12 protein-coding genes are annotated in these 14,163 nt (G+C 34.9%); 8 read left to right on the top strand and 4 right to left on the bottom strand.

The annotated features are described in order from the left end of the window. Positions 1-76: 76 nt before the first annotated feature. The 4 genes from H611_RS0110470 (at position 77) to H611_RS0110485 (ending at position 4,285) form a co-directional block, all read left to right on the top strand. Positions 77-775, top strand: a complete 699-nt coding sequence (locus H611_RS0110470; RefSeq protein ID WP_027138328.1) for a zinc metallopeptidase — start codon at positions 77-79, stop codon at positions 773-775. A 97-nt stretch (positions 776-872) separates the two neighbouring features. Continuing rightward, positions 873-1,577: a Bax inhibitor-1/YccA family protein gene (locus H611_RS0110475; protein ID WP_027138329.1), complete on the top strand. Its 705-nt coding sequence runs from the start codon at positions 873-875 to the stop codon at positions 1,575-1,577. A 77-nt stretch (positions 1,578-1,654) separates the two neighbouring features. Continuing rightward, positions 1,655-3,424, top strand: coding sequence for a MutS-related protein (locus H611_RS0110480; RefSeq protein ID WP_027138330.1), 1,770 nt, complete (start codon positions 1,655-1,657; stop codon positions 3,422-3,424). Positions 3,425-3,505: 81 nt separating this feature from the next. Beyond that, the gene (locus H611_RS0110485) at positions 3,506-4,285 is read left to right on the top strand and encodes an amidohydrolase (protein WP_027138331.1); all 780 of its coding nucleotides are present in this window, start codon (positions 3,506-3,508) and stop codon (positions 4,283-4,285) included. Here H611_RS0110485 and H611_RS0110490 read toward each other — a convergent pair. Together H611_RS0110490 and H611_RS0110495 are read right to left on the bottom strand one after the other, a co-directional pair. Beyond that, a complete protein-coding gene (locus H611_RS0110490) occupies positions 4,275-5,873 on the bottom strand; it encodes an Ig-like domain-containing protein (RefSeq protein WP_027138332.1) in 1,599 nt (532 codons plus the stop codon). The genes H611_RS0110485 and H611_RS0110490 overlap by 11 nt on opposite strands. Before the next feature lie 95 nt (positions 5,874-5,968). Then, positions 5,969-6,646, bottom strand: a complete 678-nt coding sequence (locus tag H611_RS0110495; protein WP_027138333.1) for a ComF family protein — start codon at positions 6,644-6,646, stop codon at positions 5,969-5,971. Positions 6,647-6,755: 109 nt separating this feature from the next. On the opposite strand from H611_RS0110495, the gene H611_RS0110500 reads away from it, so the two are divergent. After that, positions 6,756-8,300 carry a glycine--tRNA ligase gene (locus H611_RS0110500; RefSeq protein WP_027138334.1) on the top strand — a complete coding sequence of 515 codons (1,545 nt, stop codon included), beginning with the start codon at positions 6,756-6,758 and terminating at the stop codon, positions 8,298-8,300. A gap of 197 nt (positions 8,301-8,497) precedes the next feature. Continuing rightward, positions 8,498-9,790 (top strand): S28 family serine protease, encoded by a 1,293-nt coding sequence (locus H611_RS14225; RefSeq protein ID WP_051238785.1) that lies wholly within the window; start codon positions 8,498-8,500, stop codon positions 9,788-9,790. A gap of 19 nt (positions 9,791-9,809) precedes the next feature. On the opposite strand, the gene H611_RS0110510 is transcribed toward H611_RS14225, so the two are convergent. Continuing rightward, on the bottom strand, positions 9,810-11,174 hold the full coding sequence (locus H611_RS0110510) for a saccharopine dehydrogenase family protein (RefSeq protein ID WP_027138335.1): 1,365 nt from the start codon (positions 11,172-11,174) through the stop codon (positions 9,810-9,812). A 78-nt stretch (positions 11,175-11,252) separates the two neighbouring features. On the opposite strand from H611_RS0110510, the gene H611_RS0110515 reads away from it, so the two are divergent. After that, positions 11,253-11,639 carry a DUF423 domain-containing protein gene (locus H611_RS0110515; RefSeq protein ID WP_027138336.1) on the top strand — a complete coding sequence of 129 codons (387 nt, stop codon included), beginning with the start codon at positions 11,253-11,255 and terminating at the stop codon, positions 11,637-11,639. Between the two features lie 72 nt (positions 11,640-11,711). After that, on the top strand, positions 11,712-13,328 hold the full coding sequence (gene pckA, locus H611_RS0110520) for a phosphoenolpyruvate carboxykinase (ATP) (protein WP_027138337.1): 1,617 nt from the start codon (positions 11,712-11,714) through the stop codon (positions 13,326-13,328). Between the two features lie 84 nt (positions 13,329-13,412). On the opposite strand, the gene H611_RS0110525 is transcribed toward pckA, so the two are convergent. Further along, a complete protein-coding gene (locus H611_RS0110525) occupies positions 13,413-14,162 on the bottom strand; it encodes a uroporphyrinogen-III synthase (protein WP_027138338.1) in 750 nt (249 codons plus the stop codon). Position 14,163: the final 1 nt, after the last annotated feature.

The following is a 14,163-nucleotide window of genomic DNA, read 5'->3' on the forward strand; positions in this document are numbered from 1 at the left end:
CTACTGACAGAATATCATCTCTTTAATCTTGGCGTTATTTTTGTTATATTTAGTATGAAAATTTAAAAAGAAAACAATGTTTGGATATTATATATTAATAGGAGGTATTGCGCTGGTTAGCTGGTTGGTAAGCAATACTTTAAAACGGAAATTCGATAAATACTCAAAAGTCCATTTACGTAATGGTATGACTGGTGCACAGATTGCAGAGAAGATGTTAGCAGATCATGGTATATATGATGTTGAGGTTATTTCTACCCCAGGTCGTTTAACCGATCATTACAACCCAAAGAATAAAACGGTTAATTTAAGTGAGGCGGTTTATCATGAGCGTAATGCGGCCGCAGCGGCAGTAGCTGCTCATGAATGTGGTCATGCCGTGCAACACGCTCAGGCATATGAATGGCTTAAGATGCGTTCGGCTTTAGTGCCCGTAGTAAGTGTTACCTCGGGAATGTCGCAATGGTTGGTTATTGGAGGCTTGATTCTCGGTGCAGCTGAAAGTGCCGGTATGGGATTTTACATAGCGGTCATAGGTTTGGTATTTATGGCTGCGGCAACCTTGTTTAGTTTTATTACCCTGCCTGTAGAATATGACGCTAGTAACCGTGCTTTAGCATGGCTTAAAAATAAAAACATGGTGTCTCGAGAGGAGTATGCCGGTTCGGAAGATGCGCTTAAATGGGCAGCAAGAACTTATCTGGTAGCTGCAATTGGGGCGTTAGCAAACTTACTGTATTGGGGATTACGTGTTTTAGGTGGGTCAAGAGATTAATCTGCATAATATTTAGTACTGAAACCGAATTTTTACTTTTATGTAAGAATTCGGTTTCTTTTTATATATTTAGAGTCTAATCAAAAAACTAAATTTTATGGAGAATACGGTTGAAAATAAATTAATGGTAGCTCAATTATCTGAAGTAGATAAAGTGGCTTTTTATAAAAAAACATATAGCCATGTGGCGGGGGGTGTTTTGGTGTTTGTATTACTTGAATATCTATTATTGCAGAGTGAAACCATTGTGGAATTTATGTTGTCGATGACTGAAGGTTATCGCTGGTTAATCATGCTTGGTGGTTTTATGTTAGTAACAAACTATGCCGAAAATATGACTTTAAGAACTTCGGATAAGAATATGCAGTATCTGGCTTATGGACTTTATATTTTAGCAGAAGCTCTCATCTTTGTGCCTATAATATATATCGCGGCTTTTTATATGGATTCAGGGCCTGAAATTTTAAATCAGGCGGCAATTGTTACCTTGTGTTTGTTTACAGGTTTATCGGCTATTGTATTTGTAACCAAAAAAGATTTTTCATTTTTAAAGGCAGGCCTAACTATTGGATTTTTTATTGCAATAGGGTTAATATTAGCAGGTACTTTGTTTGGATTTAATCTTGGACTTTGGTTTTCCGTTGGAATGTGTGTTTTAGCAGCAGGATCGATTTTATATCAAACATCTAACTTGGTTAATAAATACACTTCTGATGATTATATACCTGCGGCATTGGGATTATTTGCCTCCTTAATGCTTTTATTTTGGTATGTGCTTAGAATATTCATGTCTCGTGACTAAAACAATAAATAATGTGTTAAAAGCCTTGAGTTATCTCAGGGCTTTTTTGTTACTTTAAATATTCAATTTAATAGTGCATGAACAATCCGATTTCTTATTATAAAGAACACTTACAATTATATACTTTAGAAGCCAAACAACTTTATAAACGCATGACTTTGTTAAGTTTATTAAGGTTGTTAACTTTTGTCCTAACGGGGTTAGGAGTTTATTTAAGTTTTACATATTGGCAAGGCGCCCTTGTTATTGGATTTATTGGTGTTGCCGTATTTTTGTTCTTGCTTTCTAAATATAATGACATCAAGTCGCAAAGACTTTTTAAAAATGCGCTGGCTACAATCAATGAAGAAGAGATTAGAATTAATTCTGGCGATTTTCATCATCGTGATAAAGGCTTAGAGTTTCAAGATCCTAAGCACGATTATAGTTTAGATATCGATTTGTTTGGCCGAGGGTCTCTCTATCAATATATAAACAGAACCACAATAGTAGAAGGTTCCAAAAAATTGGCTCATGATTTTAAAGCGAATAATATTAGTGATATACCATTAAGGCAGGAAGCGATTCGGGAGTTAAGTACTAAATCTAAATGGCGACAAGCCTATTCGGCAACCTCAAGTTTGGTAAATGTGGAAACGCCTGCTAAACAAATTATAGATTGGTTAAATACCTACAAATTATCCATTCCTAAAGCAATGAAGTTTCTGCCCATAGTATTCTCTGGGGTAACCCTGGTTTTAATTCTGACGTCATTTTTTAAAGTTTTAGATATTAGTTTTCTTGGGTATTGGTTGTTAATTGGTTTGGGGCTTACAGGTATGTATGTAAAACGTATTAATATATTATCTGCAAATTCCGATAAGGTAAAAGACACCTTTCGCCATTATGCTCAATTATTAGATTTAATAGAAAACGAAGTATTTACTTCTCATTTGCTTAAGGAAAAACAGGAGCAAATTGAAGAAGATCATATAAAGGCTTCGGTATTATTTAAAACCCTTTCAAAGCGTCTGGATGCCTTGGATAATCGAAATAACTTGATTTCAGCTATATTCGGGAACGGATTGTTTTTAACCGATTTAAAGCATAGCTATCATATCGAACAGTGGATTAAAGAGCATGGGCATAAAGTGGAAGATTGGTTTGATGTGGTTTCGTTTTTTGATGCCTATAATACTTTAGGGAATTTTGTTTTTAATCACCCGGAATTTATATTCCCAGACATAGTTACTAGCGGTGCCGTGATTCAAGCGCAAAGTCTGGGGCATCCCTTATTAAATAAAGCAAAGCGCATAGATAGCGATGTACTTATAGATAAGCAACAGTTTTTTATTGTTACCGGGGCAAATATGGCGGGTAAAAGTACTTTTTTAAGAACCATTTCTTTACATATTGTCATGGCTAATATGGGATTGCCGGTTTGTGCAAAGTCAAGTCAATATAACCCAATTAAATTGATTACAAGTATGCGAACCACTGATTCGTTAACCGATGATAGTTCGTATTTCTTTTCAGAATTAACGCGCTTAAAACATATTGTAGAAACCATAAAAGATGATGCTTATTTTATAGTATTAGATGAGATTTTAAAGGGGACTAATAGTACAGATAAGGCGATTGGTTCGTTAAAGTTTGTAAAGAAATTAGTCGCATTACAAGCTACAGGGGTTATAGCGACACACGATTTAAGTTTGTGTGAAGTTGAAAAGGAATTGAATCAGGTAAAAAATTATTATTTCGATGCCGAAATTATTAACGACGAATTGCATTTCGACTATAAGTTAAAATTGGGCGTATGCCAGAATATGAATGCGTCATTTCTGCTTAAAAAGATGAATATAGTTTGATATAATTTATAATAATCAATATAGAATCTTTTTGTTAAATTCGAAAGGCTGAATATAGATAGATTTAACAACATTGTTTTTATGCAAGATCAACTAAAAGTAGCACTTATTCAATCCGATTTGGTTTGGGAACATCCTAAGGAAAATCGTAAAGCTTTTGCTGAAAAAATAGCGAGTATGACCTCTCCAGTCGATATAATCGTTCTACCAGAAATGTTTACCACGGGTTTTACCATGAATGCTAGTGCTGTTGCTGAAAGTATGGATGGAAAATCAGTTTTGTGGATGCAGAAAATTGCCAGGAAAACAAATGCTGCTGTTACAGGAAGTTTAATAATTTCAGAAGATGGTAAATATTTTAATCGCTTACTTTTTATCGAGCCTAATGGAGCAATAACAAGTTATGATAAGCGCCATACGTTTACCTTGGCAGGCGAAGAAAAAGTATTTGCCAGAGGAAACCAAAAGCTCACACTAGATTACAAAGGATGGAAACTTTGCCCCTTAGTATGTTACGATTTGCGTTTTCCTGTTTGGGCAAGAAACACCGAAAACTATGATGTGTTGCTCTATGTGGCGAACTGGCCAAAACCCAGAATATTAGCCTGGGATACCTTGCTAAAAGCAAGAGCTATCGAGAATATGAGCTATGTAATTGGTGTAAATCGCGTTGGTACAGACCAAGATCTTAATGAGTATTCCGGTAATTCTGCTGTATATGATGTTTTGGGGAATGCGATAAGCAATATAAAACCAAACAAGGAACAATTAGAAGTGGTGACTCTGGAACGTCATCATATCAATTATTACCGTAATAAATTAAAATTTTTAAACGACCGTGATACCTTTACTATTCAGTAAACTGAAGAATCTCAGGGTATCCCCAATCGGCACGTATTTCAATGGCATCAAAATGGGTAACCCATTCAGGTTGTCTTTTTTCTAAGTAACTACCTGTATCGTATTTGCCATTGCCATTGGTATCATGTATTACGCGAATATAATATGTGTTCGGTGTTAAATTATAAAAGTCCACCGTACCTTCTTCAGTAGCATAACGCTCTTCTAAAACTTCTCCTTTTTGGCTGGTTAACTGAACAATTAAGGGGTAAGTGGCATTTACTAAAGTAAATCGCGCATAGCCATAAGCCGAAGCTGCCTTTGTTTTAGTGGTGAAATTAAGCGTGTCATTAGTTTTTCCAAAGAAACTTTCAAAGGCTTTAGGTAAAATTCGAATTTTATAACTGTTCTCTTCTTTTTTTTCGAAATTTAAGGTGTAGATGTTATTTATTGTATCGAATTTGGTCGTAAAATCGATGGCTGTAGAATCTTTATCTATAATAGCAATTTTTGATTTGTCAAACTTAACAATCGGCACACTTCCTCGAATTTTAAAAGGGTTATCAATGCCGTCGGAAGCTATTGGTTTTAGAGTTAATGAGTCTCTTTCTTTATCACGAATTTTTACGGTGTAATCTTTGTTAAAGGTGGGATGCGACACATTGAATATTAAAGAATCAACTTCTAATTTAGGTTTGTACCAATAATATAAAGTGTCTGTTTTTTCATCTTTTGTAATACGATGGTCGAAGTCGGCAGGGACTTCAGATTTTAATTTTATTTTCATTTGGCTATAATCACCTTCGTATCCAAAGGTAATTTTCTGCCCAACGTCTAACGTAGGTCTGGAAGCTTTAAAATCTAGGTCTTCTTTAAATAATCGCAGGGTATAAAGCGAGTCGTTGGGTACCTCAATAAAATGATTGTGAAACCCAATCTGATCTGTTTTTTGCTGAAATTTATTGTCACCGTTCCCATCTTTTAAAGCCATAAGCATGTATTTTCCAGCCTTGATATTTTCAATAGAAAACGTGGTTAAGCTGTCTAATGTATTGGTAATGTATGTGGGGACTTCTTTGTAAACTATAGAGTCGGTAAAGGTTGAATCTACCTCATAAAGTCCAACATTAACAAACGACTCGGCTTTATTATACAAGGCATCTAAAATTTTACCTTGCACATTCAAAGAGTCAATATAACTGCCTGTTGAAAATACATAGCGGTAATATGGGTAGGGGTTCCCCTCGTTATTATCTACAATACTGTTTCCAAAGTTAAAGGCATAGGTGGTGTTAGGTTTAAGCGTGTCTTCAATTTTAATTGTAATATGTTTGCTGGCACTACCCATAGGTGTAACTAAAGGTTGCGTTTTCATGGGAGGCGAGATAATTAACTGCTTTTGAAGGTCTTTTATTTTGATAAATTCATCAAAATAAATTTTAATTTCATTCCCCTTAAAATTGGTACTGAAATTTTCTGGCTCAGATTTAATTATCACAGGAGGTGTTTCATCCTTGGGGCCTCCTTGTGGCGTACCACGATTAGCACAGTTTACTAAAGTTAGCCCTATTAATAAAGCCAAAAAAGTATTGGAAAAAGATGTGTTCATTACCTGTAATTTTTTAATCTGAAATGATGCCTGTTTTTGGTAATCAGATGTACAATGCAAACCTACATAATTTTGAAGATATATTACCCAACTCTTTATGCTATTGCTATGGTCGCAATACTAATTTTTAGGTTGTCGGCTTCATTTAAAACTTCAATGCAGGCTTCTAAAGTGGCACCGGTTGTTATTAAATCGTCTACCAGTAGAATATGTTTGTTGTTAATGGCTTCTTTATTTTTAATCGAAAATAACTCGTTGCTTTTGTTCCACCTGGCGAAACGAATTTTATTAACCTGAGAACTCGTGTTGGTTGTTTTAATTAATACATGGTCTAAATATTCTGCATCCAATGAACAGGCTAATTGTTCTGCAAACTTAGTCACCTGGTTATAGCCTCGTTTTTTTAGTTTCTTTTTGTGAAGCGGTACTGGAATTACGGCATCAATATGTTGGTATGCAGGAATGGTTTTTAATTCTGCTCCCAGCCAATTACCTAAAATAAATCCAATACGCTGATAGCCTCTATATTTTAAACCATGAATAAGTTGTTGTACCAAGCCTTTCTTTTCAAATCTAAAAAGAGCTGTCCCGTTTTCAATTTTGGCACGTCCGTAAAGCACTTTTTGTATGGTTTTATCATCATTAAAATGATAATTGGTTACCGGTAAATCGTGCCTGCAATTTGTGCATATGGTATCTTCATTGTCTTGTAGTAGTTCCAGACAGGCATAACAGACTTTAGGAAAGAAAAGATTAACAATAGACTGTAACATGATTCGGGTAATTTGGTTACATAAACTTAATTAAAAAAATTAAACGATTAGCTGTTTAATTTTTAGCTAAGACTATCAATTGTTTAAAGCGGTTTTTTATTTTTGCACTATGGCAAATCAAGATGATCAATTTAAGAAAGTAATCTCTCATGCAAAAGAGTATGGTTACGTGTTTCAGAGCAGTGAAATTTACGACGGATTAAGTGCCGTTTACGACTATGCTCAGAATGGTGCAGAATTAAAGAAAAACATTCGCGACTACTGGTGGAAAGCCATGGTGCAAATGCATGAAAATATTGTAGGCATTGATGCTGCAATATTTATGCACCCTACCACATGGAAAGCTTCTGGTCACGTTGATGCTTTTAACGATCCATTAATCGATAATAAAGATTCGAAAAAACGTTACAGAGCCGATGTTTTAATTGAGGACTATTGTGCTAAAATTGAAGCGAAAATTGATAAGGAAGTAGCAAAGGCTGCCAAACGTTTTGGTGAGGCCTTCAATAAAGAAGAATTTGTATCTACAAACCCACGTGTTTTAGGGTATCAGGAAAAAATAAATACCATCTTATCAAGAATGGCAAAGTCTTTAGAAAATGAAGACTTAGCCGATGTGAAAGCATTAATTGAAGAGTTGGAAATATCAGACCCATTAACAGGAAGTAAGAACTGGACCGATGTAAAGCAGTTTAACTTAATGTTTGGCACTAAGCTTGGAGCTTCGGCCGAAAATGCCATGGATTTGTACTTACGACCAGAAACGGCACAGGGTATTTTTGTAAACTTCTTAAATGTGCAGAAAACCAGTCGTTTAAAAATCCCTTTTGGTATTGCTCAAACAGGTAAAGCGTTTAGAAATGAAATTGTAGCAAGACAGTTTATTTTTAGAATGCGTGAGTTTGAACAAATGGAAATGCAGTTTTTTATAAAGCCAGGAACTCAAAAAGAGTGGTATGAACACTGGAAAGAAACACGTTTAAAGTGGCATTTAAGTTTAGGAATGGGTGCAGATAATTATCGTTTTCACGATCATGAAAAATTAGCGCACTATGCGGATGCTGCTGCCGATATCGAGTTTAAATTTCCATTCGGATTTAAAGAATTAGAAGGGATTCATTCTAGAACCGATTTCGATTTAAGTCAGCATGAAAAATATTCGGGTAAAAAATTACAATATTTCGACCCTGAAGAAAATAGAAGTTATGTGCCTTATGTATTGGAGACTTCTATAGGATTAGACCGTATGTTCTTAGCAGTATTTTCAAATTCTTTAGTAGAAGAAGAATTAGAAAATGGAAGTACAAGAACCGTTTTAAAATTACCAAGTGTTTTAGCTCCTGTTAAAGCTGCTATTTTACCTTTGGTTAAAAAGGATGGTCTACCAGAAGTAGCACGTAAAATTGTAGATGAATTGAAATGGGATTTCAATGTAATTTATGACGAAAAGGATGCTGTAGGCCGTCGTTATAGAAGGCAGGATGCTAACGGAACGCCATTCTGTATTACGGTTGATCATGATACTTTGGAAAATAATACAGTAACCATTCGTCATCGTGACTCCATGGAGCAGGAACGTGTTAAAATTGAAGACTTGCGAGATATTATCAAAGGTGAAGTCGATGTACGCAATTGGTTAATGAAAATGCAATAATCTGAATAATCTTCTATTTAAAGAGAAAGTTTATTCTCCCAAAGTTAGATTTATCTTTAAATAAAGAGTAGAATAGAACAAAAAGCCTGAGTGATTGCTCGGGCTTTTTTTGTCACCTATTTTAGATAAATTTGTTAGATGTTTGAAAAAAAGTTTTAGTTAGTTTTGTTGAAAATCAAACTTAAATCAACTTTTAGATGAAAAGATACAGTATTATTTTACTCTTTAGTTTCATATGTTTTACAAAATTAATTGCTCAGAGCGCCTCTTTAGAAACCTTGCTTTTTGAACTGCCAGATGTGAGTTTCGAGAAAATTGAAACACCAGAAGGTTATCAATCAGCTTATATGTTGAAAGTAAAACAGCCCATCGATCACTCTGATACCTCTAAAGGCTATTTTCATCAAAAAGTGTATCTATCACATTTAAGTTTTGATGCGCCATCGGTTATTATCACTCAGGGATATACAAAAAACAGCAATAGTATTTTTGAATTATCGAGGGTTTTAAAAGCCAATCAAATTGATGTAGAACATAGATATTTTGGTGATAGTTCACCAAAAGAAATAGATTATGATTATTTGAATTTAAAACAAGTAACCGCCGATTTACACCATATTAGAACGCTTTTAGGGAATATTTACAAAAATAAATGGGTAAGTACTGGAGTAAGTAAGGGAGGAAGTACCACGGTATTTTATCGCTATTTTTACCCTGAAGATGTCGATGTAAGTGTGCCCTATGTTGCGCCCATAAATAATAGTTTTGAAGATAAACGTATTTATAAATTCTTCGACACTATTGGTACTGCCAAGTGTAGAAATAAGATTCAAAATTTTCAGAAGGATATTCTAAAAAACAGAGAGGAAATATTGCCTTTGCTAAAGTTTTATAGTCTTGGACGCAATGTGCATTACAGCTATTTGTCGTTAGAAGAGGCTTTTGAATTAACGGTTTTAGAATATCCATTTTCTTTTTGGCAGTGGGGTACAAGTTGTGAGGATATTCCGTTCAAGAATGCATCTATAGAAGATAAAACGAAACATTTAATTAAGGTTTGTGATATGTCGTTTTTTGCCGATGAAACAATGACCAAATATGCATCACATTATTATCAGTCTGCCGAAGAATTTGGTTATTACGGTTATGAAACTAAGGATTTTAAAAAATTATTAAAAGCTCTACCAAAAGGAAAAAATCCGCATGCGGCCTTTACTCCAAATCATATGAAAGTGCCGTTTAAGGGAGATGAATTATTATCGGATGTTAGTAAATGGTTAAAGAAAAAAGGAGATCATTTTATTTATATCTATGGAGGAAACGATACCTGGTCGGCAACGGGAGTTCCTAAAAGTAAATCGGTAGATTCTCAGTGGTTTGTTTTAAAAGGGAAACATCACGGGAATGCGCGCATTAAAAATTTTACCGATTCAGAGCGAGCTCGATTTAATAAAACCATAAATGACTGGTTAGGGCTTGAGTTAGAGTAATAAATAGATCGAAAGAAATTTATGAGTTTAAAGGGTTATAACCTAGATACGGTTCGTTATGTTCTTTAAATACAATACCGTAAGATTGTAATTCTTTTAAAACAGGTTCATAAATTTCTTTTGTTACAGGAATTTGCACGCCTGGAGTAGTAATTTTTCCGTTTAGTATTGCTAAGGTCGCTATAGCAACTGGTAAACCAACGGTTTTGGCCATGGCTGTATAGGTTTGGTTTTCTCCAATAACAACCATGTTCGCGTCAATTTGATATTTCTCACCGTCTTTTTCAAAACCAAATTTATGGTACATGACAATCATGTCTTTATCATTAGGAGCTAAGGTCCAGCTATCCATGAGGATTTTTTGTAAGATTTGGGCGGGAGTTGCTTTTTTCAAATCTACGCGTTTATTCGGATTGAAAATATCGAGTTCTACTAATTTGTCCCAAACAATATCATCCTGCTCAATTTTAAGTTGATGTCGTAGTTTTAATTCAACAGAATCGGTATGACTGTATGGGAGAAAGGCGTTTACAAAATCGCGATAGCTCATGTATTCGCTATCCTCAATAATATAGCTGTCATCGGTCATGCCTAAAGTAACAAAGATGTTCCATGCGCGACTAAAACCGACACGTCGCATGGTGCCTCTATACAAGGTTTGTATATGGTCTAAACCATAGCTACTTTGGTATTTTAAGGAATCACGATTCGCATAGACTTCAAAACGACCATAACCTTCAATTTCTAAGAATTCCGTTCTTCTAAATAATCTGTTGTAGGGAATGTATTTATATGTGTTCTCTTGTAAAAATTTGGCAGTACCCCCTTGTCCGGCTGTTACAACATTTCTGGGATTCCAGGTAAATTTATAGTTCCAAAGATTGTTATCGCTTTCGGGAGCCACCAAGCCTCCGGTAAACGATTCAAATAGAATCATTTCTCCACCATCATCACGAATACGGTCGATAACTTGCATGGCACTCATGTGGTCTATTCCGGGGTCAACCCCAATTTCATTCATAAAAACAAGTCCTTGCTGTTTTACTTCTGTATCTAAAGACTGCATTTCGGAGCTAACATAAGAGGCTGTAACTAAATTTTTATTTAGAGTTAAACAAGTTTTGGCTACTTCAATATGGAATCGGGCTGGTAGCATAGACACTACAATATCTGAGTTTTTAATAGCCTTAGTTTTCTCGACTTCATTGAAAATATCCAAGGTAATAAATTCGATATTGGAATAGGTTTTAAAAAGCACTTTCGCGTTATTTATATTTAAATCACCAACGGTTATGAATAAATTTTCTGTGGACGATTTATCTAAAAAATATTTTAATAGAAAAGCTGTCGATTTTCCGGAACCAATTACTAAAATCTTTCGCATAATGGGTTTAGTTGAGTAATTTTGTTGTACTAATTTAGTAAATACTTTATGTATTTACTTATATAATAATATTTAGATATGAACAGAACAGTATTATTAGCGGGTGGTGTTTTAGGAGCCTTGAGTATCATACTAGGTGCCTTTGGAGCACACGCATTAAAAGCATTGATTAGTCTGGAGGCACAGCAAACGTTTGAAACGGGTGTGCGTTATCAAATGTATCATGCGATATTGTTACTTTTTGTTGGATATGTACCATTTTTAACTGATAAATTAAAAAACACACTGTTTTATCTTATTATGTTGGGAGTGGTTTTCTTTTCAGGATCAATTTATTTTTTGGCTACCAATGAGTTAACAAATTTCGACTTCAAAACCATTGGATTTATTACACCAATTGGAGGGCTGCTTTTAATAGGCTCTTGGGGCTTATTGGTTGTTAATTTTTTAAGAATTAAATCTTAAAATAGGGTTTGATTATAGATTATTAAAAATTAAACTATTAATTTTGCGGAGTAAATAATTTTAATCCGAATTATGGAAAATTACAAACAGGTTACGAAAACGATTTCGTTAGAAACTTATGGTATAAAAAATGCCGAAGTAAGGTATCAATTATCGCCAGATGATTTACATGCTATCGCTATTGAAAAAGGACAGGCGGTAGAAGCTTCATCAGGTGCTTTAGCTGTAAATACTGGAGAATTTACAGGACGTTCTCCTAAGGATCGATTTATTGTTAAAGATGATGTTACAAAAGATCGTGTTTGGTGGGGAGATATTAATATTCCTTTCGACCCAGAAAAATTTGATGCGCTTTATAATAAAGTAACAGATTACCTATCTAATAAAGAGGTTTTTGTAAGAGATAGTTATGCTTGTGCCGACCCAGATTATAAATTGAACATTCGTGTAATTAATGAATTTCCGTGGAGTAATCAATTTGCTTATAATATGTTTTTAAGGCCTACGGAAGAAGAATTGAAAACTTTTGATGCGGAGTGGACTGTGGTAAATGCACCGGGTTTTATGGCCAACCCAGAAGTTGATGGTACACGTCAGCATAACTTTGCAATTTTGAATTTTACCAGAAAAATAGCCCTTATCGGAGGAACAGGATATACAGGAGAAATTAAAAAGGGCATTTTCTCTGCATTGAACTTTATTTTACCAGTATTTAAAGAAACCTTACCAATGCATTGTAGTGCAAATGTTGGTAAAGATGGTGATACGGCTATTTTCTTTGGGTTATCGGGTACTGGTAAAACAACACTGTCTACCGACCCTAATAGAAGTTTGATTGGTGATGATGAACATGGTTGGACTTCCAGAGATACCGTATTTAATTTTGAAGGTGGATGCTATGCCAAAGTAATTAACTTATCACGTGATAATGAGCCTGAAATTTTCGATGCTATTAAAAAAGGAGCAATTCTTGAAAACGTTATCTTAGATGAAAACGGACATGTGAATTTCGCTGATACGTCAATAACTCAAAACACGCGTGTAAGTTATCCAATTGATCATATTGAAAATATTCAAACGCCATCAATAGGTAAGAATCCCAAAAATATATTCTTTTTAACGGCTGATGCCTTTGGAGTATTACCTCCAATTTCTAAGCTAACACCAAGTCAGGCAGCTTATCATTTTATATCGGGATATACCGCTAAAGTAGCTGGGACCGAAGCAGGAGTTGTGGAGCCACAACCGTCATTTTCGGCTTGTTTTGGAGCGCCATTTATGCCATTACATCCAACAAAATATGCGGAAATGTTAAGCAAAAAAATGAAAGATTCGGGCGTAAATGTTTGGTTAGTAAATACTGGGTGGACGGGTGGTCCATACGGTGTTGGTACGCGAATGAAATTAAAATATACCCGTGCTATGATTAATGCCGTATTGAATGGCGATTTAGGTTTATATAATTACGATGATTATCATATACATTCTGTGTTTGGAGTTGCGCAACCTCGTCAATGTCCGGGAGTGCCAACAAAAGTGCTAAGTCCTCGAGCTACATGGAATGATGACGAGGCATATTACACCACAGCTTTTAAATTAAGTAACGCTTTCCGCGAGAATTTTAAAAAGTACGAAGCTTCTGCTAGTGAAGAAATTCGTCGCGGCGGACCACAACGTTATGCTTTTTAAATGAGCATAATACTAAACTAAATTAGACCAAAAAAAAGGATGATCATTTTGATCATCCTTTTTTATTTATGGTAGAAATAAAGGTTATTTGCCTTTATTTACTTTTTCAATGTATTTTTCTAAAGCCATGGTCATTGAAGGTGTTTCAGGAGTTGGTGCAGCGATATCTACACGTAATCCTTTTTCTTCAACCGCTTTTATAGTTGTATTGCCAAATACTGCAATACGTGTATTGTTTTGTTTGAAGTCTGGGAAATTATGGAACAAGGACTCAATACCAGAAGGGCTAAAGAATACTAATACATCATATAACACATCGGCTAAATCGGATAGATCACTTATTACCGTTTTGTAAAAGGTAGCTTGCTTCCAGTCAATACCTAACTTGTTTAAAGTTTCAGGTACTTCATCCTTAACCTTATCTGTAGTAGGCAATAGGAATTTTTCGTCCTTATATTTTTTAATTAATGGGGAAAGCTCTGCGAAAGTACGCTTTCCAACATATATTTTGCGCTTTCTATAAACCACATACTTTTGAAGATAATAGGCAACGGCTTCAGACTGACAGAAATATTTCATGGTGTCAGGAACCTTAAAACGCATTTCATCAGCTACTCTAAAAAAGTGATCTACGGCATTTCTACTTGTTAATATAATTGCTGTGTATTTGCTTAAATCTACCTTTTGAACCCGAATTTCCTTAGCGGACACTCCTTCAACATGAATGAATGGTCTAAAATCTATTTTTACTTTTTGTTTTTCAATGAGGTCGAAATAGGGCGAGTTCTCTATTTTAGGTTCTGGTTGAGATACTAAAATGGTTTTTACTTTCATG

Source organism: Gaetbulibacter saemankumensis DSM 17032, assembly GCF_000425645.1.
Lineage (GTDB): Bacteria > Bacteroidota > Bacteroidia > Flavobacteriales > Flavobacteriaceae > Gaetbulibacter > Gaetbulibacter saemankumensis.